Source organism: Streptomyces sp. NPDC045022 (assembly GCF_056432605.1).
The window spans coordinates 652,985-677,394 of sequence record NZ_JBWKIR010000001.1; the positions used below are offsets into that span (position 1 = coordinate 652,985).

General features: G+C 70.0%; 17 protein-coding genes. 9 read left to right on the top strand and 8 right to left on the bottom strand.

What is annotated here, in order from left to right:
- Window positions 1–144 precede the first annotated feature (144 nt).
- On the bottom strand, window positions 145–2,385 hold the full coding sequence (locus AC07C1_RS02890) for a transposase (protein ID WP_478936451.1): 2,241 nt from the start codon (window positions 2,383–2,385) through the stop codon (window positions 145–147).
- 47 nt (window positions 2,386–2,432) lie between these two features.
- The gene (locus tag AC07C1_RS02895; RefSeq protein WP_478936452.1) at window positions 2,433–3,311 is read right to left on the bottom strand and encodes a TnsA-like heteromeric transposase endonuclease subunit; all 879 of its coding nucleotides are present in this window, start codon (window positions 3,309–3,311) and stop codon (window positions 2,433–2,435) included.
- 455 nt (window positions 3,312–3,766) lie between these two features.
- On the opposite strand from AC07C1_RS02895, the gene AC07C1_RS02900 reads away from it, so the two are divergent.
- The 3 genes from AC07C1_RS02900 (at window position 3,767) to AC07C1_RS02910 (ending at window position 8,654) form a co-directional block, all read left to right on the top strand.
- Window positions 3,767–4,633 (top strand): oxygenase MpaB family protein, encoded by an 867-nt coding sequence (locus AC07C1_RS02900; RefSeq protein WP_478936453.1) that lies wholly within the window; start codon window positions 3,767–3,769, stop codon window positions 4,631–4,633.
- Window positions 4,634–4,759: 126 nt separating this feature from the next.
- Complete coding sequence (locus AC07C1_RS02905; protein WP_478936454.1) at window positions 4,760–6,961, top strand: serine/threonine-protein kinase; 2,202 nt, start codon at window positions 4,760–4,762, stop codon at window positions 6,959–6,961.
- Window positions 6,962–7,079: 118 nt separating this feature from the next.
- Window positions 7,080–8,654, top strand: a complete 1,575-nt coding sequence (locus AC07C1_RS02910; protein ID WP_478936456.1) for a phytoene desaturase family protein — start codon at window positions 7,080–7,082, stop codon at window positions 8,652–8,654.
- Window positions 8,655–8,664: 10 nt separating this feature from the next.
- Here the strand turns inward: AC07C1_RS02910 and AC07C1_RS02915 are convergent, their stop codons facing one another.
- Together AC07C1_RS02915 and AC07C1_RS02920 are read right to left on the bottom strand one after the other, a co-directional pair.
- Window positions 8,665–12,600, bottom strand: coding sequence for a HEAT repeat domain-containing protein (locus tag AC07C1_RS02915; RefSeq protein ID WP_478936457.1), 3,936 nt, complete (start codon window positions 12,598–12,600; stop codon window positions 8,665–8,667).
- Between the two features lie 17 nt (window positions 12,601–12,617).
- Complete coding sequence (locus tag AC07C1_RS02920) at window positions 12,618–13,001, bottom strand: toll/interleukin-1 receptor domain-containing protein (protein ID WP_478936458.1); 384 nt, start codon at window positions 12,999–13,001, stop codon at window positions 12,618–12,620.
- A 283-nt stretch (window positions 13,002–13,284) separates the two neighbouring features.
- Here AC07C1_RS02920 and AC07C1_RS02925 point away from each other — a divergent pair, with 283 nt between their 5' ends.
- From AC07C1_RS02925 to AC07C1_RS02935, 3 genes are read left to right on the top strand one after another with little or no spacing between them, the layout of a single operon-like run.
- Entirely contained in the window at window positions 13,285–14,412 is a 1,128-nt protein-coding gene (locus tag AC07C1_RS02925) for an NAD(P)H-dependent flavin oxidoreductase (protein ID WP_478936459.1), read from the top strand.
- Window positions 14,409–15,959, top strand: coding sequence for an acyl-CoA synthetase (locus AC07C1_RS02930; RefSeq protein ID WP_478936460.1), 1,551 nt, complete (start codon window positions 14,409–14,411; stop codon window positions 15,957–15,959). The genes AC07C1_RS02925 and AC07C1_RS02930 overlap by 4 nt, the downstream gene beginning before the upstream one ends.
- A gap of 53 nt (window positions 15,960–16,012) precedes the next feature.
- Window positions 16,013–17,509: an acyl-CoA synthetase gene (locus AC07C1_RS02935; protein WP_478936461.1), complete on the top strand. Its 1,497-nt coding sequence runs from the start codon at window positions 16,013–16,015 to the stop codon at window positions 17,507–17,509.
- Here AC07C1_RS02935 and AC07C1_RS02940 read toward each other — a convergent pair.
- Complete coding sequence (locus AC07C1_RS02940; RefSeq protein WP_478936462.1) at window positions 17,499–17,684, bottom strand: hypothetical protein; 186 nt, start codon at window positions 17,682–17,684, stop codon at window positions 17,499–17,501. The genes AC07C1_RS02935 and AC07C1_RS02940 overlap by 11 nt on opposite strands.
- 221 nt (window positions 17,685–17,905) lie before the next feature.
- Window positions 17,906–19,201: a phenylacetate--CoA ligase PaaK gene (gene paaK, locus AC07C1_RS02945; RefSeq protein WP_478936463.1), complete on the bottom strand. Its 1,296-nt coding sequence runs from the start codon at window positions 19,199–19,201 to the stop codon at window positions 17,906–17,908.
- A gap of 218 nt (window positions 19,202–19,419) precedes the next feature.
- Here paaK and AC07C1_RS02950 point away from each other — a divergent pair, with 218 nt between their 5' ends.
- Window positions 19,420–20,286 carry an alpha/beta fold hydrolase gene (locus tag AC07C1_RS02950; RefSeq protein ID WP_478936464.1) on the top strand — a complete coding sequence of 289 codons (867 nt, stop codon included), beginning with the start codon at window positions 19,420–19,422 and terminating at the stop codon, window positions 20,284–20,286.
- 38 nt (window positions 20,287–20,324) lie between these two features.
- A complete protein-coding gene (locus AC07C1_RS02955; protein WP_478936465.1) occupies window positions 20,325–21,032 on the top strand; it encodes an alpha/beta fold hydrolase in 708 nt (235 codons plus the stop codon).
- 153 nt (window positions 21,033–21,185) lie between these two features.
- Here AC07C1_RS02955 and AC07C1_RS02960 read toward each other — a convergent pair whose 3' ends face one another.
- Together AC07C1_RS02960 and AC07C1_RS02965 are read right to left on the bottom strand one after the other, a co-directional pair.
- Window positions 21,186–21,584: a peptidase inhibitor family I36 protein gene (locus tag AC07C1_RS02960; RefSeq protein ID WP_478936466.1), complete on the bottom strand. Its 399-nt coding sequence runs from the start codon at window positions 21,582–21,584 to the stop codon at window positions 21,186–21,188.
- Window positions 21,585–21,800: 216 nt separating this feature from the next.
- Window positions 21,801–23,417 (bottom strand): acyl-CoA synthetase, encoded by a 1,617-nt coding sequence (locus AC07C1_RS02965; RefSeq protein ID WP_478936467.1) that lies wholly within the window; start codon window positions 23,415–23,417, stop codon window positions 21,801–21,803.
- A gap of 187 nt (window positions 23,418–23,604) precedes the next feature.
- Here AC07C1_RS02965 and AC07C1_RS02970 point away from each other — a divergent pair, with 187 nt between their 5' ends.
- A complete protein-coding gene (locus tag AC07C1_RS02970) occupies window positions 23,605–24,405 on the top strand; it encodes a crotonase/enoyl-CoA hydratase family protein (RefSeq protein ID WP_478936468.1) in 801 nt (266 codons plus the stop codon).
- Window positions 24,406–24,410: the final 5 nt, after the last annotated feature.

Genomic DNA, 24,410 nt, shown 5'->3' on the forward strand with positions numbered 1-24,410 from the left:
AGTACTGGCTCCGATCAAGGACCGGGGCCGGCTCGAACGACTCTCGGGTCCGGACCCACCGCTGCCAGCCTTCGACGCGAGTACGGTCGATCGGAGGGCCGGGAAGGAAGGCGGCAGAGTCAGAGCTGGGCTTGGCGAGAGCAGTCATGCTCGCCCTTCTGGTGGGGTGCCGGCGTCGGACTCGTCGTCGAGGAGGTCCATGAGGCTGGTTCCGCGCAAGCGCTGGCCGAGCGTAGAGGGCACATGTGGCTCGTGGTCTCCCGCTTCGCGCCTGCGTTGGCGCTCCGTATCGATGGCTGCTTGGCCCTGTTCGACACGTTGACGCCAGCGCAATTCGACGACATTGTCGGCCGGTTCAGCCTGGCGGGGAACACGCAAGTCAGTGGCGTCGTCCATGGGCATCGGTTTGGGCCTGTCCGCGGCAGCTGCAGAGGCCTGGGAAACCTCGCGGGCGTGTTCCACTCTCTGAGATTTCGTGAGCCGAGTCGGCCAATGCTCCACAGGCACCTTGCCTCCGATCAGGTCCAGCAAGAGAGGCAACAGGTCCTCGTCGGACTTCGGTGTGAGACCTTGCTTGCGTAGATCACGCATGACCTGACGCACTCGGGCGTCGCTGAAAGCAGGCATGCGCCCCTCCTCCGGGAGGCCGACCCAGCGCAGTTGGTGCCACTCATGGGTCAGCGGATCCTGGAAGTAAACAAAGCAGGGGTCACGCGGATCCCGGTGGAACACATATTTGTTCTTGGCAACCCCGCCCCGGCCAGAGAGGCGGAAACGCCACTCGTCCAAGGCAGGGCCGTCGTACCAAAGATTTCTGATTTTCACGCCTCGTCGACCGTGGATCGTCACGCGGTGTGTGGGCAACAGGCGGTAGTAGAGATCTGCTGGCGGGATCTGAAGGGCGAACCCTCCCTGTGCCATGGAGGATGCGAACAAGGAGTTCGGACTGTGGTCACCTGATGGGTCCCAACTCGGTGCATATGACCCGAACCTGCGGTTCTGCCAGATCTTCACGATCCATGTGGCAATGAGATGCTCCATCTCGGCAACCGTGAGGCATGCGTCGCCTTCTGGGTCGACGCCTCGGTCGGCACTGTCGATCCCTTGAAAGCCTGGAAGGATTCGGAACAGCAGGGACTGAATAGCGCCGAACGTCCGCTCCACGGCCTGCTTGTCCGGCGGTCGCAGCACCCGGCTCGGGCGGATGTTCGCTCCGATCACCCGCTGTACCTCGATCAGATGGTGATTCTTGTAGACCGAACCGTGGTCCGTCGTCACCGTCTCGGGCGAGAAGAACGGCAGGCCGGCGACTTTACCACCGGCGAAACCGGCCACAACTGTGCTGGGCACCCCGGGGTACGCCCACTCCATTTCGTCGCCCCAGTCGGGTCGCATGGGCAACGGCATCATGACATCACGCAGGATCATGGCAATGTCGACGGAGGTGTCCGAAACCAGAGTGAGCCGGAAAGCGACAATCGAATGTGTGTAGACATCCAGGGCCAAAGTAAGGTGCACCGAAACCGGATCACCGAATACTGTTTCGCGTACCTTCACCGGCAGGACCGTTGTGTCGAGCGCGACCACCTGACCAGGGCGGCTCACCACCACGTGTCGGCCCGTAGCCACCGCCTGGGCTCTGGCCGCCGACACCGCATAACGCTGACGGGCCCCCGAGGAGCCGAACCACTCGCGCCACACGACGCGAAGTGTTTCGTAGCTCGGTACCTTCTCCTCCTCTCCGAACTCCTCCCGCACGTACTGATGGATCAGGCGTTCACGGTCCTTGGCGGTGAGCTTGGAACGGTGCAGGGTTTCATGGCGCACAGCGAAGATCGCCTCGCGCACCGCGCTCGAGATGTGACGCCCGGTTGCCTCCCGCAGCCAGCGGTCATCGGCGCACCCCGCCGGCCCGAATCGACGTCGGTCGAGATCCCAGCGGACCAGGGTGCGGTAGCTGACCTTGTCCAACCTCTGTTCTGCCGCCAGATCCGGGTTAGCGACAGTGTCCTTTCGCAACTCCCGTACCTTCGCATGGCGGCGCTGTGTGAGCGTGGTGGAGTCGGGGTCGTACTGAGCCTTCGGCTCTCCCGGCAGCGCCTTCATGGGATCACCACTGCGAAATCCTGAATCCACCTCTCGTAGATGGTCCACGCGCAGCATCACCAACCGCTGCTTGTCAGGGGGAAGGTCGAGCATGCTCTTCGGCTGGCGCCCACGGCTTGCCGCCGGCAGATCCTTGCGAGTCCGGGTGGACTGGCGGACATCCGTGCGGTGGATCAACTGCCGTACGGTGGTCTGCCACGGCTGGTGTTCGGGCCGTACGAGAACGACTTTGCCGACCTCAGGGTGGAAGGTCTCCACTGTCCAGGGCAGGCCGTTCACAATGAATTCGTTACCCGCGGAGAGGTCCCACGCTGTGGAGGCCACCATCACCGAACCCGGGCCGCGGCTTCAGACACCGGGGAGAGACGTACGGTGCTCCGATCCATCAGCGGCCCCGACATGTCCAGGCCCAATCGACGGTGCCACAACAAATGGATCGCCTGCGCTCGGGCAACTGCTGGGATGGTGCAGTGCTCCACCAGGGCCGAGAATGGCTGCGGGCCGTCCGCGGCCGCAGACAGCAACTGTTGTTGCAAACCCAAAGGGTCCGACAGCTGCCTCCGACCTGCGGACAAGGTGTCGACCAAACCCACCACATGGTCATGCCAGCCTGTGACTACGGCGTAGTTCCAGCCTGCCGCCAGCGCGACTTCTGCGGAAGCGGCGAATTTGACGTCGTCCTCGAAGGAAATCCGGCCAACGGGACGCACATCGATGAGCAACGGAATGGTTTGCGTCAACAGCAGGAAGTCGGGAACGTGTTCCTCAGCCCCTCTAACACTGTTGAAACGTAGCCTGAAGGGCTGAGCCAAGGCTTCCACCAGCGACCCAGAGAAGTCGGCGGCCAGAAGCAGGAGTTCCTCCTCATAGCTCTCGAATCCGTGGTGCCGGTCCGTGCTGACCAGGTACTCAAGGCCTGGTCGGTGCCATTGGTCCGTGCGCCAGGTGAATCGGCGCACAGGAACGCTGGACAACACGTCGACCTGGTGGAGGTCCCTCACTGTGCCGCCGATCAGCGTTCTTCCGAAGCGCCAAGCCGTTGTCCACCGGGCGGTCCAGTCCGGCGGCATGACGAGCTGGGCGACAGCCTCTGCCGGAATCGCGTGTGTGCGTGCGAGGTCGGACAGTGAAGAGACGTCCGACCACAGGCAGGAGGCGGAGGTGTCAATCGGCGCTGGCTCGCGCAGGAGGATCTTGGACGGCATGTCTCTGCCTTGTGTTCAAAGCGGTGAGGTGGAAATTCGACTGATCATCGTGAGACGTGTCCTGATGCTGCAACTCGTCTCATCGGACCGCGGTGTCGATCAGAGCGACTGTGCTATGTGGCGGGCAATCTCGTCGGCGGCCTTGTGGGCCAAGTGGCACAGGTCCGAGCGTCGCCACTTGGTGAACCGATCTTGAGCTCTGCACGTCTGGGCAGTGCGCGTCGTGCGAGATGGATGACTACCCTTTCGAGTGAATGATCCTCTGACAATCTGGGCAGGTACTGATCGCAGAGCGGTGCCTCATTCGCGCGGCGGTGCCGTGGGTACGGAGGACGCCGTGAGCTGGGAGCCGTCGGCGTGTACCAATGTGCCAAGAAAGCTCGGTAGCCGGCGCAGCGCGATGCCGCCGCTGGTTGGCAAAAGCGCAGGTCAACGGCGACAAGAGGTGACAACCAATGGCTGTGGTCACACCTTCGGGCATGGGCGACCCCGGGCTGTTCACGCCGAACTCCGTGACCTGGCAGATGCACGGCGACCCGATGATGTGGGTCGCCGGCATCCGTGCGCTCTATCTCCAGGCCCTGCACCCGCGGGCGGTCCGCGGCGTCATGCAGAACTCCGACTTCCGCCGCGACGCGTGGGGCCGGCTGATGCGCACCGCCGACTTCGTCGGCACCACGACGTACGGCACGACCGAGGCCGCCGAACGCGCGGGCGCCCGCGTGCGCAAGATCCACAGCATGCTGACGGCCACCGACCCGGACACCGGTGAGCGGTACGGGATCGACGAGCCGGAGCTGCTGTTGTGGGTGCACTGCGCGGAGATCGACTCGTACCTGCACATTCTGCGCCGCTCCGGCTTTCCGCTCAGCGACGCCCAGGCCGACCGCTACATCGCCGAACACCGGGTCAGCGCCCGTCTGGTGGGCCTCGATCCCGGGACGGTACCGGCCGACCGGGCGGAACTCGCCGCGTACTTCGAGCGGATGCGGCCCGAACTGGCCGCGGGAGCCGAGGCGCGCGAGGTGGACGATTTCCTGCTCCGTCCGCCGATACACCCCCTCCTCGTCCCGGCGCGCGAGGTGCTGTGGCGGCGCGTGGCGCACCTGGCGTACGCCGCTCTGCCGCCGTACGCCCACCAGTTGTACGGAAGACCCGCCCCGACACCCGCCGTCGTCACCCGCGGACTCCGGACCACGGGCGCCCTGCTGCGGCGTGTTCCCGCACGTCTGCGCTGGCAGCTTCCGCCCAAACACATCCTGCGCGCGATGGCGCGGCTCGGCCCGGAGGCGCGTCCCGCACCGTACAAAGTCGGGCGATAGGCCGCCATACTGGGCGAGCAGGGGGGTGTGTCGCGGACCGGGCCGGCCCGGTGCGACCGCGTGCGGTCCGGCGACGGCTCCCCGGGGGCGGGGCGGGGCGGGCGGCGACGGGGGCGGCGGATCGCTATGGGGGAGCACAGGCTGATTCAGGGCCGGTACCGGCTGCTCGACCTGATCGGGCGAGGCGGGATGGGCGAGGTGTGGCGGGCCCGGGACGAGTTCCTGGGCCGGCAGGTCGCGGTGAAATGCCTCAAGCCGTCCGGCCCGTACCACGATCCGTCCCTCACCCCGGTCCTGCGGGAGCGGTTCCGCCGGGAGGCCCGGACGGCCGCCGCGCTCTCCCACCGCGGGGTGACCGTCGTCCACGACTTCGGCGAGGACGGCGGCGTCCCCTACCTGGTGATGGAACTGCTCGAGGGCCGTGACCTGAGCCGGCTGCTGGAGGACAACAAGGGGCATCCGCTGCCCGTGGACGACGTGGCCGAGATCGCCGGCCAGATCGCCGGCGCCCTCGCCTACACCCATCAACAGGGCATAGTGCACCGCGATCTGAAGCCGGCCAACATCGTGCTGCTGACCGACGGTACCGTGAAGATCTGCGACTTCGGCATCGCCCGTCCCGGCCACGACATCGGCTTCACCGCCCGGCTGACCGGCACCGGTGTCGCACTGGGCACCCCGCACTACATGTCCCCGGAGCAGATCGGCGGCGGCGCGGTCGACCAGCGCAGCGACCTGTACTCGCTGGGCTGCGTCCTGTACGAAATCGCCACCGGCGCGCCGCCGTTCGACCTGGAGGACGCCTGGGCGATCCTCATCGGCCACCGCGACACCCCGCCCCGGCCGCCACGCGAACAGCGCCCGGAGCTGCCGTCCTTCCTCGACCGCGTCATCCTCGACCTGCTCGCCAAGCGACCCGAGGAACGTCCGTACGACGCCACCGAGTTGGCCCTGCGCATCCAGGCCGGACGGGCGATCGCCGCCGGTGTCCCGGCCGTCTCGTCCCCGCTTCCCGGTCTTCCGCTCGCGACAGGCCTGCCGTCCTGGACCCGCGGCATGACCACCGGCCACAAGGCGGTCGGCGCCGGGCCGCACGCCCTGCCCCCGGACCCCGGTGCCGTCCTGACGGGCCGGTGGTCCCCCGGTGCGGCCGGTGCGCCGGCCCTGCTCGCCGGCTCGGCACCGGACGCGCTCGCCGCCCTCACCGCACGGCACCACGAGGGCATCCGGCTGGCCGGGCAGGGCCGCTGGGCGGAGGCGGGCGAGGTGCACCGGGCGGTCGCCGCCGAACGGGCCGCCGTCCTCGGCCCCGACCACCCCGAGACCCTGGCCAGCCGCCACGAGGCCGCCTTCACCCTGATCCGCACCGGCCGCGCCGCCGAAGCGCTGCGCGCCTACGCGGACGTCGCCGAGGCGAGAACGCGCGTGCTCGGCCCCGACCACCCCGACACCCTCGCCGCCCGCCAGGAGACCGCCTACGCCCTGGGCCGGCTGGGCCGCCACTTCGAGGCCCACCAGGTCTACACCGAGGTGCTGGCCGCCCGGGAACGCGCCATGGGCCCCGACCACCCGGACACCCTGCGCTGCCGGCACAACCTCGCCTGCGCGCTCGGCCGGCTCGGCCGGCTGGACGACGCCTGCCACATGGCCCGGGACGTGGCCGCCACCCGGGCCCGGCTGCTCGGCCCGGACCACCCCGACACGCTGGTCTCCCGCTGCGAAGTGGCCTACGCCCTCGGCCAGTCCGGCCGCTGGCAGGAGGCCCTGCACCTCTACCACGAGGTCGCCGCGGCCAGAGCCGCGGTGCTCGGTCCCGACCACCCCGACACGCTCGCCGCCCGCTACGAGACCGCGCTCAGCCTCGGCCGGCTCGGCCGCAGCGCGGACGCCCTGCGCCGGTACCGGGACCTCATCGAGGACCGCACCCGCGTGCAGGGCCCCACCCATCCGGAGACCCTGCGTGCCCGGCACGGCCTCGGCGTCCACCTCGGACGGCTCGGCCGATGGGAGGAGGCCCTGACCGAGGCCCGCGACGTGTGCGCGCTCCGCGAGCGGGTCCTCGGCCCCGGCCACCCCGACACCCTCGTCAGCCGACGTGAGGTCGCGGTCGCGCTCGGCTGGCTGAGCCGATGGGCGGACGCCCTCACCGAGTACCGCCGGGTCACCGCCGCCCGCGAGCACATCCTCGGCCCGGACCACCCCGACACCCTCGCCGGCCGCAACGACGAGGCCCACTGCCTGGACCGCCTCGGTCGCGGCACGGAGGCCGCAGATCTGTACCGCCGGGTCGCGGTGATCCGCCAACGGCGGCCATCCGGCCAACCCTGACGGGACCGGAAACCGGTGTCCGGGGGAGCCGAAAGCCGTCGGCCGGTGCCCTGCGGGGTGTGGCCTCTTGCCGGGTCGGGCTCTGGCCGCCGTGGATCAGCACGTGTTACGAAGGACCATGCCTGCCAACGAGGGAACCCGCGCCTACGACGTCGTCATCGTCGGCGGCGGCCACAACGGCCTGGTCGCCGCCGCCTACCTGGCCCGGGCCGGCCGCTCCGTGCTGGTGCTGGAACGGCTGGACCACACGGGCGGCGCCGCCGTATCCACCCGCCCGTTCGCCGGTGTCGACGCCCGGCTGTCGCGCTACTCGTATCTGGTCAGCCTGCTCCCGCAGAAGATCGTGCGCGACCTCGGACTGGATTTCCGGGTCCGTGCCCGCACCATCTCCTCGTACACCCCCGTGGAGCGGGAGGGACGGCCGACCGGACTCCTCGTCGGCGGTGGCGAGCAGCGCACCCGGGAGGCCTTCGCCCGGCTGACCGGCGGCGAGCGCGAGTACGCGGCCTGGCAGCGCTTCTACGACATGACCGGCCGGGTCGCCCAGCGCGTCTTCCCGACGCTCACCGAGCCCCTGCCCACCCGCGACGAGCTGCGCCGCCGCATCGACGACGAGACCGCCTGGCGGGTGCTGTTCGAGGAGCCGATCGGCGTCGCCGTCGAGGAGACGTTCAGCGACGACCTGGTACGGGGTGTCGTACTCACCGACGCGCTGATCGGCACCTTCGCCGACGCCCACGACCCCTCCCTCGCCCAGAACCGCTGCTTGCTCTACCACGTCATCGGCGGCGGAACCGGCGCCTGGGACGTGCCCGTCGGCGGTATGGGCGCCCTCACCGACGCACTGGCCGCTGCGGCCCGCTCGGCGGGCGCGGTCATCGCCACCGGGCATGAGGCGGTCCGCATCGACACCGACGGGCACACCGCCGAGGTCGCCTACCGCACGGCCGACGGCGAGGGCGTCGCCGCCGCCCGGCACATCCTGGTGAACGCCTCCCCGCAGGCACTGGCCGCCCTGACCGGCGACACCGCGCCCGAGCCCGCCGAGGGCGCCCAGCTCAAGGTCAACATGCTGCTCACGCGTCTCCCCAAGCTCCGCGACCCCGACGCCGACCCCCGTGAGGCCTTCGCCGGCACCTTCCACATCGCCGAGGGATACCGGCAGCTGGCCACCGCCCACGCCCAGGCCGCCGCCGGTGAACTCCCCGCCACGCCACCGTCGGAGATCTACTGCCACTCCCTGACCGACCCCACCATCCTCGGCCCCGACCTCGCCGAGCGCGGCTACCAGACGCTCACCCTCTTCGGACTGCACACTCCGGCCCGGCTCTTCGACCGGGACAACGACGCCGTCCGCGAGGAGCTGCTGAAGTCCACCCTCGCCCAGCTCGACGCCCACCTCGCCGAACCGCTCGCCGACTGCCTCGCCACCGACGCCGACGGCCGCCCCTGCATCGAGGCGAAGACTCCGCTCGACCTCGAACGCGACCTGCGGCTGCCCGGCGGCAACATCTTCCACCGGGCCCTGTCCTGGCCGTACGTCCACGAGGACACGGGCCGCTGGGGCGTGGAGACCCGGCACCCCAATCTCCTGCTGTGCGGCGCGGGCGCGGTCCGCGGGGGAGGGGTGAGCGGTGTACCGGGACACAACGCGGCGATGGCGGTGCTGGAGCGGGCAGGGTCGGCCGGCTGACGGGCGGCCCTCACACGGGCTGCTGGACCCAGGACAGCCTCAGGCCGTAGCGCGCCGCCAACTCCTCGTAGCGGCAACGCACTTCGTCCACGGTGAGCCGTGCGGCGGCGGCATACACAGGAAGAACCGCCTCCTTGATCTCCTGTGTGGGGTCGATGCCCGGTGAGTAACCGTCGCGGTCCTTGGACAGCAGCACCCTGTCGGCCTCCGCCGTCTCCGTGGACGCGAGGGACCACAGCGCAGCCCGTCGTACCTGGCCGGATGTCTCTTCGTCCGTCATGGCCCCGTGCAGCACGCGGAGAGCCCGCTCGTCTCCCAGGGCGGCGAGAGCGGCCGTCATGCGTGCGCCGGGTTCCAGGGATGCCGTCCCGCTCGCCGCCAGCAGTGGCCGCAGCGCCCTGGCGTCACCGAGCCGTCCGAGCGCGTCGATGACTTCGGTGCGGGGATCTCCGTCGCCGTCCAGCAGCGCCGCCAGGAGCGGGTCGACGGCTTTCGGATCGCCGAGGGAACCCAGTGCTTCGACGACGGCGGAGTCCGGTGCGCCGTGGCTGTCGATCAGAACGGCGAGCAGTGGGTCCAGCGCCCTGGGGTCACGGATCTGTCCGAGGGCCTGGGCGATCTGAGGCACCGGCCGCCCGTCGGCGTCGTGCAGGAGGCCGAGCAGGGGATCCACCGCTCGGGAGTCGCGGAGCCGACCGAGGGCCTCGACGACGGTGTAGCGGTGCGGATCGTCCTCGGTGGCGGCCAGCAGGCCGAGCAGGGGCTCGACGGCTCTGGGGTCGCCCAGGAAGCCGAGGGCTCGAACGACGCCCGCGTCAGGCGGTCCGTCGGTGTCGGTCAGGAGGGTGAGCAGGGGGTCCAGCGCTTCGGGGTCGCGGAGTTCCCCGAGGGCGCGGACGACGTCGGCACGGGGTGTGCCGTCGGCGTGCGTGATCCGGGCGAGGAGCGGACGCAGCGCCCTCCGATCGCCCAGGCGGGCCAGCGCGAGGGGCACGGCTGCGCTCGGCGGGACGCCGGTGTCGGCCAGCAGGGCGTGCAGGGGCTCGACCGCTTCGGTGGAGCCGAGGTCGCCGAGAGCCCTGACAACGGCCTCGCGGGGTCTGCCGCGGTCGTTGGTGAGCAACCGCAACAAGGGCTCCAGCGCCAATGGGCTGTCCAGCTCGTTCAGGAGAAGGGCGGCGTCGACGCCTGCGCGCGGGTGATGAGTGGCGGCGACGACGGGAGCCAGGACTCGGGGGAAGAGTTTCACGTAATAGGAGGCGATCTGATCGCGGGTCTCGCCGTTGGCGACGACGAAGTGATCCATCACCGCTGCTGCCATGCGCTCGGACGCCGGTGTGGAAGTGTCGTCGAAGCACCACAGCAAGAACACGATCGCCTTCGGAAGAAGGCGGTTCGAGGCGACCGCGTCCGCCAGTCGTTGCAACTCACCATCTGTCGGTGCCCAGAACGCGTCCGGGCGTGCCGACTTGAGCCAGCCCAGTGCCCATGCTGCCGCCATGGCCTCACAGGGGCCTCGTGAGAGCAGGGCCAAGAGCCCCTCCACCAGGCCCGGAACCATCACGAGCTTGCCGCTGAACGCCCCTTCCATCAAGGCCAGTGCCGCCTCGGTCACCACTTCCTTCTTGGCCTCGCCGAGGAGGGCGACCTGGTTGCGCACCCAGGTGCCGAGTGCCTCGCCCCCAGGCGGCGCGGCCTGCCCCAGCACCAGGGAGGCCGAACCGGCCAGCCTGCCGAAGTCCCCGGGGTTCTCCACCCATGTGGTGACGATGCCGCGGCTGAGCAGGGCGGCCCAGTGGGAACCTCCCACCTCCTGCAGCGCCGAGTCGGCCGCCGTGATGGCGGGGCCGGTTCCGTCTTCCTCGGTCAGTACGGCAATGAATCGCTCGACGACCTCGGCGGCCACCTCCTCGCTGACGTTGGGCTCGTCGGCGAGGCAGGAACAGGCCAGGGTGGCCCGCGGCCTGGCCGTGGCCGCGCCCTCCTCCCCGGGCGACGGGGTGCAGATGGCGCGGAGGACATCGTCCACGTCGTCGTCGTTGCACGTCACCACGCTCAGCCGGATGGCCTCGCGCCAGTTCTCCGCGACAGCCACGTCTTCGCCTCGCACCGAGGTGGTGAACGTGGAGGTCTGCGCGGTGAGCGTCGCGATCTGTTCCGCCAACGACTTCTGCCGGTCGCGGCCCGGGTATCGTCCCGTCACCAGGGCCAGTCCGGCGAGGTATTCCTGGAACGTCAGATGCCGGAACTCGTAGACCGGAACGAGGCGGCCATGGTGGCGGACGTGCCCGGATTCGACCAGGATTCCGGTCTGTCGTTCCAGCAGGCGCAGGAACTCGATGGCGGAACGCCGACGGACCGGGCGGACGGCCGGGAACTCCCGGCGCATCCGGTCCAGGGTGTCGACGATCTCGTCCTGCAGGAGTTGCTGGGCCCCCGACTCGCACATGGAGTAGGCCAGGTACTGGAGTTGCGGGAGGGCCTCGTGCGGGTCGATTCGCTCGTCCACGTCACTGCGCCAGTGCAGGAGCACGTCGACGGCCTCGCGATAGAGGTCCGCGCGATGACTCGGCAGCTTTCCGACCTTTTTCTTCACCAGCGCCATGGTGGTCAGGAGCATGGGGTTGCCGGTCAGCCGCTCGATGCGGTCGGTGCTGTGGATGTCGCTGATGAGCTGTTCCGCCGCGGTGTACCGGCGGGCCGGTGTCTCGGCCACGACGCACCAGCGGCGGGCGAAGTCGTCTTTGTCGCGGGGAGTGAGGTCTTGCACGGTGACGTGCTCGAACCCACGCGTGATCCGCAGCCCCATCTCCTTGTAGCCGACGATCCGTGACGTGACGATGATGGGCGCCTCGGGGAAGGCGATGTGTATTTTCTCCACCTTGCGGCAGAAACGGGCCCGCAGTGAGGCATCGGATATCTCGTCGAGTCCGTCGATCAGCAGCAGCACACGACCGCGGCGGAGCCGGTCGAGCAGAAAGGGAGTGAGCTCGCCGGCCTCGTCGTCGGAAAACCCCAGGTCGCACAGATGATGCCGGATCATCCGCTCCGGTGACCCGGTGATCCTTCGTCTGTCCAGGTCGCGGCAGCGGATGAACAGCGGGAGCCAGTCGGCCTCGGGCAGGGTGTCGACGTCCGGCAGCTGACTCCAGTCGGGATCCGACTTGAGGCGGAGAAGATACGCCGTGGCGATCCAGCGCAGCAGGGTGCTCTTGCCGGCGCCCGGATCACCCAGTACCACCAGGCGTTTCGAGGCTCCGAGCCGCTCGCCGATCGAGAAACGGGCTCCGGGACCCTCGTTGCCGTCCTCGCCCTTTCGGTCCGCCTCGAGGCTCTGCAGTTTCTTGTCGCGATCGTGCGGATCGATGCCCGGCGGAATGTCCACCGAGACGCGCAGGGACACGTATAAGCTGCGCAGGAGCAGGTTTCTGGTGAAGAGTTCGCGGTCGCCGATGGGGAAGTTGGCGAGATCGACGATGTCGCACGTCTCGAGCGTGAGATCCCGGTACTGCTGTTCGAGAAGGTCCCGGCCCAGGTCGGCCGGGTTCTTCTTCGCTCCGGTCGGATAGTACTCCGCGAGCGACTTGAGGAGTTCGGAGATCGCCCTGGCCGGGTCCTCCCAGTACCGTGCGATCCTGCCGTCCAGTGCCAGCGGGTCCAGGTACGCGTTCCTCTCCATCTGGAGAGCGAAAATCCTGGCCTCCCCGTGCCGCCTCGCGGCACTGACCAGGTGAACAGGCAGCCCCGTGCCGATCGCCATGATCGTCGCACAGAGGACCACCGGGCAGCCCTGGGAAATGGCGAGGGACGCCTTCTGCAGCAGCGAGTCGCCGACGAACAGCGAACCGTGGTGCAGCACCTCGTATCCGGCGCTCTCGAGAGGCTCGGCGATCTTGGCGGCGAGTTCCTCGTCGCCCTCGGCGTGCGCAATCAGGACCTGGACCATTGAGCCCCCCGGAATGGTCAGCGGATCGCCTTGATGAGTTCTTCGAATCCGAGGTCCCAGTCCTGGGAAAGGTCCGCGTACCGGAGATCCGACAGGATCGCGGGAGTCGAACCGCTGAACCTCACCGGCAGGATGCGTACGTCGAAGCCCTCCAGTTGGCGATGGAGAGCGGACATCCACTCCCGGGTGGTCCAGGGGCTCATGACCCCGGCATCCGAATAGCACAGGACGAGATAGGACATGCCCTCGAGGCCGGAGTTCATCCGGTCGACGATGGAATCGCCGATGCCGATTTCCCATTCGTCGAACCAGACGGTGTGCCCTGCGGTGGAGACGCCCTCGGCCAGCCGGCGGGCTGCGGGCGCGTCGACCATGCGATGACTGATGAAGACGTTCGCCATGCCCGTTCCTTTTGTCGACCGCCTGTGCAGCGGGAGGCCGCCCCGATCCGGGGGGTGCACAAGGCCATGTGATGCCGACATATGCTACCCAGCGATCGCCGTGGTCGGCTACGCCGACGACGTCCGGCGGATCCGCCGAGTACCCCGTGTCCCGGGCGAGTTGGCCTGGCCGGCAGATCGGCGACGAGCCGGAGGGGCGGCCGGCCGGTGCAGGGCCCCGTGGATCTGACGGAGCATCAGAAGAGCTCTTCCGTCGTCCGGGTGACTGCGGCATCCTGCGCCCATGCAGACGGAGCTGAGCAAACGCCTGGGAGTCGAGTACGCCGTCTTCGGCTTCACGCCGTTCCCCGCCGTCGCCGCGGCCATCAGCCGGGCCGGCGGGTTCGGCGTGCTCGGCGCGGTCCGCTACACCGCCCCCGACGACCTCGAACGGGATCTCGACTGGCTCGACGCGCACGCCGGGGGCCGGCCCTACGGGCTGGACGTGGTCATGCCCGCGAAGAAGGTGGAAGCCCCGGGAAACCGGACACTGACCGAGGCCGACGTCGAGGCGATGATCCCCGAGGGGCACCGGCAGTTCGTGCGGGACACCCTCGCCAGGTACGGGGTGCCGGAGCAGGCCGAGGGCCAGGCGTCCGGGTGGCGCATCACCGGGTGGATGGAGCAGGTCGCCCGCACCCAGCTGGACGTCGCCTTCGGCTACCCGATCCGGCTGCTCGCCAACGCACTCGGCTCCCCGCCCGCCGACATCGTCGCCCGCGCCCACGACCGGGGCGTGCTCGTCGCCGCGCTCGCGGGCAGCGCGCGGCACGCCCGCAAACACCAGGAGGCGGGCATCGACATCGTCGTGGCCCAGGGCTACGAGGCCGGCGGCCACACCGGGGAGATCGCCTCCATGGTGCTCACCCCCGAGGTCGTGGAAGCCGTCGACCCGCTGCCCGTGCTGGCCGCGGGCGGGATCGGCAGCGGCCGGCAGCTGGCGGCCGCCCTGACCCTCGGCGCCCAGGGTGTGTGGCTGGGATCCATATGGCTGACCACCACAGAAGCCGATCTGCACTCGCCCGCCCTGACCCGCAAGCTGCTCGCCGCCGGCTCCGGGGACACCGTGCGCTCCCGCGCCCTGACCGGCAAGCCCGCACGTCAGCTCCGGACCGAGTGGACCGAGGCCTGGGAGGACCCGGCCGGGCCCGGCACTCTGCCCATGCCGCTGCAGGGCCTGCTGGTCGCCGAGGCGGTCTCCCGCATCCAGCAGTACGAGGTGGAACCGCTGCTCGGCCTGCCCGTCGGCCAGATCGTCGGCCGGATGACCAGCCGACGCAGCGTCCAGGCCGTCTTCGACGACCTCACCCGCGGCTTCGAGCAGGCCGTGGACCGCATCAACCGCATCGCCGGAAGGAGCGGCCGGTCATGAGCACACCCCCCGCCGGATTCTGGGCGCAGGCCGCCCAGGACCCGAACCGCACGGCCCTGATCGCCCCCGATGGCGAGGAATGGACCGCCGGACGCCTGCACCGCGCCGCCAACCGGCTCGTGCACGGGCTGCGCGCGGCCGGACTGCAGCGCGGCGACGCGTTCGCGGTCGTCCTGCCCAACGGCGTCGAGTTCCTCACCGCCTACCTGGCCGCCGGTCAGGCAGGCCTGTACCTCGTCCCGGTCAACCACCACCTCGTCGGCCCGGAGATCGCCTGGATCGTTGCCGACTCCGGCGCCAAGGTGCTCATCGCGCACGAGCGGTACGCCGCCGCCGCGCGCGCCGCGGCCGACGAGGCGGGACTTCCGGCCACACACCGGTACGCGGTCGGCACGGTCGACGGCTTCCGGCCCTACCTCCGGCTCCTCGACGGCCAACCGGACTCCGCGCCCTCCGGCCGTGAACTCGGCTGGGTCATGAACTACACCTCCGGTACGACGGGACGCCCGCGCGGCATCCGCCGCCCGCTGCCCGGCAAGACACCCGAGGAGGCCTACCTCGGCGGCTTCCTCGGCATCTTCGGCATCATGCCGTTCGACGACAACGTCCATCTGGTCTGCTCGCCGCTCTACCACACGGCCGTCCTGCAGTTCGCCGGCGCGTCCCTGCACATCGGCCACCGCCTGGTGCTGATGGACAAGTGGACCCCGCAGGAGATGCTCCGTGTCATCGACAGCCACAACTGCACGCACACCCATATGGTCCCGACCCAGTTCCACCGTCTGCTGGCCCTCCCGGACGAGGTGAAGGCCCGCTACGACGTCTCGTCCCTGCGGCACGCCATCCACGGCGCCGCCCCCTGCCCGGACCATGTGAAGCGGGCCATGATCGACTGGTGGGGGCACTGCGTGGAGGAGTACTACGCGGCCAGCGAGGGCGGCGGCGCCTTCGCCACCGCCGAGGACTGGCTGAAGAAACCCGGCACGGTCGGCAAGGCCTGGCCCATCAGCGAACTCGCGGTCTTCGACGACGACGGCGACCGGCTGCCCCCCGGCCGGCTCGGCACCGTGTACATGAAGATGAGCACCGGCGGCTTCTCGTACCACAAGGACGAGGCCAAGACCCGCACGAACCGCATCGGCGACTTCTTCACCGTCGGCGACCTCGGCTACCTGGACGAGGACGGCTATCTCTTCCTCCGCGACCGCAAGATCGACATGATCATCTCCGGCGGGGTCAACATCTACCCGGCCGAGATCGAGTCCGTGCTCCTCTCCCATCCGGCCGTCGCCGACGCCGCCGCCTTCGGCATCCCGCACGACGACTGGGGCGAGGAGGTCAAGGCCGTCGTCGAACCGGCCCCCGGCCACCGGCCGGGTCCGGCCCTCACCGCCGTCCTGCTCGACCACTGCGCCGAGCGGCTCGCCGGCTACAAACGGCCCCGAAGCGTCGACTTCGTCACCGAGATGCCCCGCGACCCCAACGGCAAGCTCTACAAGAGGCGGCTGCGCGACCCCTACTGGGAGGGGCGCACCCGGCCGGTATGACGGCGGCCCCGGGTGCTTGACCGGCACGTCCGGCGGCCCGAGGATCGGCTGTCATGATGCAGGGACACGGCAGCACGGTCGACGGGGTCCTACGGCGCAGCGCCCGGCGCACCCCGGCGCGCGTCGCGGTGGAGTACGGCGGCCGCAGATGGACGTACGAGGAACTCGACGACGCCGTCTCCCGCGCGGCCGCGCTCCTGCGTGCGCAGGGGCTCACGCCGGGCGACCGGGTCGGCGCCTACGGCCACAACTCCGACGCCTACCTGATCGGGTTCCTGGCCTGCGCCCGCGCGGGTCTGGTCCATGTGCCGGTCAACCAGAACCTCACCGGGGACGACCTGGCGTACCTCGTCGGCCAGTCGGGCAGCACGCTGGTCCTCGCCGATCCCGGCCTGGCCGGACGACTTCCGAAAGACGTACGGGTGTTGCCGCTGCGGGATGCGGAGGACTCGCTCCTGACCCGGCTGCCGGACACACCGCCGTACGACGGGCCCGAGCCCCGCACCGAGGACCTGGTGCAGCTGTTGTACACCTCCGGCACGACCGCCCTGCCCAAGGGCGCGATGATGACCCACCGGGCCCTGGTGCACGAGTACCTGAGCGCGATCACGGCCCTCGACCTGAGCGCCGGAGACCAGCCGGTGCACGCGCTGCCGCTGTACCACTCCGCGCAGCTGCACGTGTTCCTGCTGCCCTACCTCGCGGTCGGCGCGACCAACATCGTCCTGGACGCGCCGGACGGGGACCGGCTCTTCGATCTCATCGAAGCGGGCCGCGTGGACAGCCTGTTCGCGCCGCCCACGGTGTGGATCGGCCTGGCGAACCGGCCCGACTTCGCCACCCGCGATCTCGGCGGTCTGCGCAAGGCGTACTACGGCGCGTCCGTCATGCCCGTGCCGGTGCTGGAGCGGCTGCGGGAACGCCTGCCGGGGCTGGCCTTCTACAACTGCTTCGGCCAGAGCGAGATCGGCCCGCTCGCCACCGTGCTCGGCCCCGACGAACACGCGGGCCGGCTGGACTCCTGCGGCCGGACCGTCCTGTTCGTGGACGCCCGCGTCGTGGACGACGCGGGGGAGAACGTCCCCGACGGCACGCCGGGCGAGATCGTCTACCGTTCACCGCAGTTGTGCGAGGGCTACTGGGACAAGCCCGAGGAGACCGCCGAGGCGTTCCGGGACGGCTGGTTCCGCTCGGGCGACCTCGCGGTGCGCGACGCCGACGGTTACTTCACCATCGTCGACCGGGTGAAGGACGTCATCAACTCCGGCGGGGTGCTGGTCGCTTCCCGTCAGATCGAGGACGCCCTGTACACCCACGAGGCGGTGGCCGAGGCCGCTGTGTTCGGCCTGCCGGACGAGCGGTGGATCGAGGTGGTCACAGCGGCCGTCGTCCCGTGCGGCGAGGTGACGGAGGATCAGCTGATCGCCCACGTGAAGGAGAATCTCCCGGCCTTCAAGGCCCCCAAGCGGGTGCTGTTCGTGGACGCTCTGCCGCGCAACGCCAGCGGGAAGATCCTCAAGCGCGAGCTGCGGGACCGCTTCAGCGGCTGACCGGGTTCTTCGCCGGCGACAGCGCGTCGGTCGGCAACCGCCAGTGCGGCAGCGCGGATTCGCCCGGTTCGACGCCGATCACCTGCACGGCCACGTGGTCGGCGCCCGCGGCCACATGGCCGTGCGGCTTGCGGACGACCGTGTCCGGGTCACCCCAGTACACCAGGTCGGCCACGAAACGGTCGCTGCCGCCGCCGGAGAGGTCGTCGTCCGTGTATCCGAGCCGGCGGAACTTGACCAGGTTGTACGGGATTTCGAGGTAGCCGCGCAGATGCTCGTGCGCCAGGGCGTGGCCCGTCCCCGGCGCGTGCCAGGGCGCGGGCCCGGCCCGGATCGGTCTCGAACAGCACCGCGTGTCCGACGGCCAGGAAGGCGTCCGGCCCGGCGCCTTGCGTGCTAACGCGGACGCAGGTCCACGATCCGGCGGATCTTGCCCACCGAGCGTTCCAGCGACTCCGGCTCCACGATCTCCACGTCGACGGACACGCCGATGCCGTCCTTCACGGCCGCGACGATGGACCGGGACGCCTCCTGGCGTACCTCGGGTGTCGCGCCCGGGCGGGCCTCGGCCCGGACGGTCAGCGCGTCCAGACGGCCCTCCCGGGTGAGACGCAGCTGGAAGTGCGGCGCCACGCCGGGCGTACGCAGCACGATCTCCTCGATCTGGGTGGGGAACAGGTTGACCCCGCGCAGGATCACCATGTCGTCACTGCGGCCGGTGACCTTCTCCATCCGCCGGAAGACCCGGGCCGTGCCGGGCAGCAGCCGGGTCAGATCACGGGTCCGGTACCGGACGATCGGCATGGCCTCCTTGGTCAGCGAGGTGAACACCAGCTCGCCCCGCTCGCCCTCCGGCAGCACCTCGCCCGTGATCGGATCGACCACCTCCGGATAGAAGTGGTCCTCCCACACGGTCAGCCCGTCCTTGGTCTCCAGACACTCCTGGGCCACACCCGGACCGATCACCTCGGACAGGCCGTAGATGTCGACGGCGTCGATCGCGAACCGCTCCTCGATCTCACGCCGCATCTGCTCGGTCCAGGGCTCGGCCCCGAAGACACCCACCCGCAACGAGGTGCCGCGCGGATCCACGCCCTGCCGTTCGAACTCGTCCAGCAGCGTCAGCATGTAGGAGGGAGTCACCATGATGACGGCCGGTTCGAGATCCCGGACCAGCTGCACCTGCCGCGCCGTCATACCGCCGGAGGCCGGGACGACCGTACAGCCCAGGCGTTCGGCACCATAGTGGGCGCCCAGACCCCCGGTGAACAGCCCATAGCCGTACGCCACATGCACGATGTCACCGGGCCGCCCGCCGGCTGCACGGATCGACCGCGCCACCATGTCGGCCCACATGGAAAGGTCGTTGTCCGTATAGCCGACCACCGTGGGGCGTCCCGTGGTGCCGCTGGAGGCGTGCAGCCGGCGGATCCGCTCGCGGGGCACGGCGAACATGCCGTACGGGTAGTTCTCCCGCAGGTCGGCCTTGGTCGTGAACGGGAAATGCGCCAGATCCGCGAGCGAACGGCAGTCCTCCGGGCGGACGCCGGCCTTGTCGAACGACTCCCGGTAGAACGGCACGTGGTCATAGGCGTGCCGCAGCGAGGCACGCAGTCGCTCGAGCTGAAGCGCCCGTAGCTCCTCGGGCCCGAGCCGCTCGCCCGCGTCGAGCAGATCCGTCGCATCCGCCATCGAGACGTCTCCCTTGCCGGCCTCACATTTCGGGCGACCGATCATTCGGTCGATCTGTCGGGGCCAGTAATTCAGGCCACCCTGCCCTGAGGCAAGAGGGCGGCGGCGACTTTCCCTGCGCCGGCGCCCTGGGAACGGAAGCACCGGCGCCCGGGCCCCTCATCGTGCGTGCGGAAAGGCGTTGCCTGCCGGTGGGGTCGACCCTCATGATCAGCAACATGCCGACCTTCACAGCAGCCGACGGCACCCGGCTCGCCTACCACCTGCGGGGTGAGGGCGAACCCCTCGCCGTCCTGCCCGGCGGTCCCATGCGCGCCTCCGCCTACCTCGGGGACCTGGGTGGACTGACCGCGCACCGCCGGCTGGCCCTGCTCGACCTGCGGGGCACCGGCGACTCCGCGGTACCGGCGGACCCGGCGACGTACCGCTGCGACCGGATGGTCGAGGACGTGGAGCTATGGCGCGCCCACATGGGCCTGGAGCACATGGATCTGCTCGCCCACTCGGCGGGCGCCGCCCTGGCGATGCTCTACGCGGCCCGCCACCCGCACCGGATACGACGGCTCCTGCTGATCACCCCCAACCCGTCCGCTCTGGGCCTGCGGGCGACGGCCGAGGACCGGCTGGCGGCGGCCGGGCTGCGCACGCGCGAGCCGTGGTTCGAGGACGCCTTCCCCGCCTTCCGGGCCTGGCTCGCGGGGGACGCCGACTTCGACGACGTGTTCCTGCCGTTCTTCCACGGCCGCTGGGACGACGCCGCCCGGGCGCACACGGACGCCGAACTGCAGCAGACCAACGACGAGGCGGGGGAGTGCTACTTCGCCGACGGCGCGTTCACCCCGGACGCGACCCGTGCCGCGCTCGCCACCCTGACCGCCCCCGTCCTCGTGTACGCGGGCGAACTCGACGGCGGCCCCCGCCCCGGCCTCGCGCGCCGTGTCGCGCAGGCCTTCCCGAACGCCGAGTCCGCCGTCCAGCCCGGCGCCGGCCACTACCCCTGGCTGGACGACCCGGAATGGTTCCTGGGCCGTACGCGTGCCTTTCTCGACCGGTCCACGGGCACCGCTCAGCCGTCGGCGGATTAGACCGCCCCGCACCGGACCGCTCGGCTAGCGTGCCGGACATGGACACCGCGGCGCTGCACACCGTCGAGGCGAACGGAATCACCCTGGCCTGCCGCACATGGGGCCCGGCGGACGCCCCGGCCGTGCTGCTGTTGCACTGCCGGGGCGCCGATGGCGCGGACTGGACACCGATCGCCGAACGCCTCGCGGCGCCACCCCGGCCCCGCCGGGTGTACGCCCCGGACCTGCGCGGCCACGGACACAGCGACTGGCCCGGGGACGACTACTCGGCCGAGACGATGAGCGAGGACGTCCATGCCCTGCTGGCCGCCCTCGGACTCACCGGCGCCGACGTCGTGGGGCATTCGCTGGGAGGCCTCGTCGCGTATCTCCTCGCGCAGCGGCATCCCGGTGCCGTACGACGCCTGGTGCTGGAGGACGTGTGCGCGCCGGTGCCGCTGGACCCGCCCCGGCCGCCCGCCGAACGGCCCGACGGGGAGCTGCCGTTCGACTGGGCGATGGTGCGGGCCGCCGATCGGCAGCGTAACGCGCCCGATCCTGTGTGGTGGGACCACATGGACCGGATCACCATGCCCACGCTGGTCATCGGGGGCGGCCCCACCAGCCTCATCCCGCAGGACCAGGTCGCCCAGCTGGCCGAGTCGATACCGGACGCCCGGCTGGTGACCCTCGAGGCCGGGCACTTGGTGCACGAGACCCGGCCGGAGGAGTTCCTCGCCGTGGTGGAGGAGTTCCTCGACGAGTGAGCCCCGGTGAGCGCCGGGGAGCTTCGGTGGCCGTGGTCAGTCCCGCCGTGGCCCGTACGCCGCCATGAACCGGTCCCGGAACTCACTCATCGCCCAGACCGGGGCGTCCGCGGCAGGCTCCAGTCCCACCGGACTCGAGTCCAGGCGAAGTGATCAGCATGTTCCTACCCACAGGGAACTGATGTTGTCGTTTCTGTTGTACTGGGAGGTGTTTCCCTGCCAGTTCCCTACCGGCCACGTGGCGCCGTCACGGTTGATGTTCAGCCACGTGCAGAAAGTCTTGCCGGTCCTGTTCCACACAGAGGAGATCTGGTCGTTCAGGTTGAAGTCGCGGAGGTCGTCGGAGCCCAGCTGGAAGCGCGCCATCCGGCCCCATCCACCCGCGTCCTCCCAGACGCAGAACCAGCCGACCGGGCAGTCCTGGTACGCGTTGACCGACTTCGGAGCCGCCGGGGTGGCGGCTACTGCCGCCGCGGCTGGTGTGGCGAGCGCCGCGGACATTGCCAAGCCTGCCGTGGCGGTGAGGGTGAAGAGTGAGCGGCGCAGTGACATCACAGGATCCTTTAGTCGGGAACATGTGGATTACTGCCTGCCTACTAGAGCAGCTGCAAGCGGGGAGCGACATGCGGAAACAGGCCTTTACCGCGGGCATGTCGCCACATCCCTGCAGGGGCGGCAGGAGGAGGCGTCCGCTCGCGTCGCGGGCCTGCGGTGGCCCCGGCCCACGGCGGACCCGGCTTGCGGCATGCCGGGCCTTCGGGGCTCCGACTACCGGTGATCCGCCGCCACCGCCACCTCCCGTGCCCACCGGTAGTCGGCCTTGCCGCTGGGGGACCGCTGGACGGCGTCCGTGATCACCAGCTGGCGGGGGACCTTGTAACCGGCCAGCCGGGTACGGCAGTGGCTCTGGATATCGGCCAGCGACGGGTGCGGCGCTCCCTCGCGCAACTGCACCACGGCCGCCACATGGCTGCCCCACGTGGCGTCCGGCACGCCCGCCACCAGCGCGTCGTAGACGTCCGGATGTGCCTTGAGCGCCTGCTCGACCTCCTCCGGATAGACCTTCTCGCCACCCGTGTTGATGCACTGGGAGCCCCGGCCGAGGACGGTGACCACGCCGTCCTCGTCGACTGTCGCCATGTCACCCAGCAGCACCCAGCGCTGCCCGTCCCTCTCGAAGAAGGTCTCGGCGGTCTTGCGCGGGTCGTTGTAGTAGCCGAGCGGGACATGGCCGCACTGGGCGACCCGGCCGATCTCTCCGCCGGCGACCGGCTCGTGCGTCGTCGGATCCACCACCCGGGTACGGGAGTTGACCCGGATGCGGAAGCCGCGCTCGGGTCCGGAGTCGTCGGTCGCCGTCCCGTTGAAACCGGACTCGGAGGAACCGTAGTTGTTCAGCAGCATCGCGTTCGGGACCAGCTCGCGCAGCTGCCTGCGCACCGTCTCCGACATGATCGCGCCCGACGAGGAGATGCTGAACAGGGCCGAGCAGTCGGTGCCCCTCATCGGCCCGTTCAGGGCGTCGATCAGCGGCCGGAGCATCGCGTCGCCGACCAGCGACATGCTGGTGACCTTCTCCCGTTCGACGGTCCGCAGCACCTCCTCCGGGCTGAACTTGCGGTGCAGAACGACGCGTTGGCCGAGGTGGAAACCGATGAACGCGGTGAGGGTCGAGGTGCCGTGCATCAGCGGGGGAGTGGGGAAGAAGGTGATCCCGGCACCGCCCGCGGCGACCCGCTCGGCCAGTTCTTCCGGCGCCTTCACCGGTTCCCCGGTCGGCGCCCCGCCCCCGAGCCCCGCGAAGAACAGGTCCTCCTGGCGCCACATCACGCCCTTGGGCATGCCCGTCGTGCCACCGGTGTAGATGATGAACTGGTCGTCCCCCGACCGTGCCGGGAAGCCGCGCTCGGGTGACCCGGCGGCCTCCGCGTCGGCGAACGGCACCGCCCCGGGCGCCCGTGCCGGGCCCGCGCCCACCCGCAGCAGATGCCGAAGTCCCGGCGCACGCGGCAGCGCCCCCGCCACCCGGTCCTCGAACTCCGCCTCGAAGGCCAGCGCGACGAGATCCGCGTCCCGGTAGAGGTACACCAACTCCTCTTCGACATAGCGGTAGTTGACGTTGACCGGGACGACCCTGGCCTTCAGGCAGCCCAGTACCGTCTGCAGGTACTCGACCCCGTTGTACAGGTGAAGGCCGAGGTGCTCACCGGGTCGTACGCCGCTGTCGATCAGATGGTGCGCGATGCGGTTGGCGGCGGCGTCCAGCCCGGCGTACGTCAGCCGGCGCTCCGCGCCCGTGCCGGGGTGGTCGAGGTACACGAGCGCCTCGCGGTCCGGGACCGCGTCGACGACCGACTCGAACAGATCGGCAAGGTTGTACTCCACCGCTCCTCCTGACCCCGGCAGTCCGGACGAAGAAAGGCGCATCCGTGGGTTCGCCGGTCATCAGAGCAAAGGGGAAAGCAACTGTGAAGGGACCGCACCAACAAATCTGACTGACTGTCAGAAAACCCTTGAAGTGCCCCGCCGCCTCCTGCAACCTGTTCTCGTTCTTACCGAGGGGAGATGGCCCATGGGTGGGACGGAACACCTCACCGTGCGGCGCGAGGGTGCCACACTGGTACTCACGCTCAACAGGCCCGACGCCAGGAACGCGCTCTCGCTCCCGATGCTCGTCGGCCTGTACGACGGCTGGCTCGAGGCCGACGCGGACGACGCGATCCGCTCCATCGTGCTCACCGGGACCGGCGGCGCCTTCTGCGCCGGAATGGACCTCAAGGCACTGGCCGGGAACGGCATGCAGGGGGAGCACTACCGCGACCGGCTCAAGGCCGACCCCGACCTGCACTGGAAGGCGATGCTGCGCCACCACCGCCCGCGCAAACCGGTGATCGCCGCCGTCGAGGGGTACTGCGTCGCGGGCGGCACCGAGATCCTCCAGGGCACCGACATCCGGGTCGCCGGCGAGTCCGCGACCTTCGGACTGTTCGAGGTCAGGCGTGGGCTGTTCCCGATCGGCGGCTCCACCGTCCGGCTGCAACGCCAGATCCCACGCGCCCACGCCCTGGAGATGCTGCTGACCGGCCGGCCGTACAGCGCCCAGGAGGCCGCCGGCATCGGCCTCATCGGGCATGTCGTGCCCGACGGGACAGCGCTCGCCAAGGCGTTGGAGATCGCCGAACAGATCAACGCCTGCGGGCCGCTCGCCGTCGAGGCCGTCAAGGCGTCCGTGTACGAGACCGCCGAGATGACGGAGACCGAGGGGCTCGCCGCCGAACTCGCCCGCGGCTGGCCGGTCTTCGACACCGCCGACGCCAGGGAGGGCGCCCGCGCGTTCGCGGAGAAACGGCCCCCCGTCTACAAGCGCGCCTGACCCGA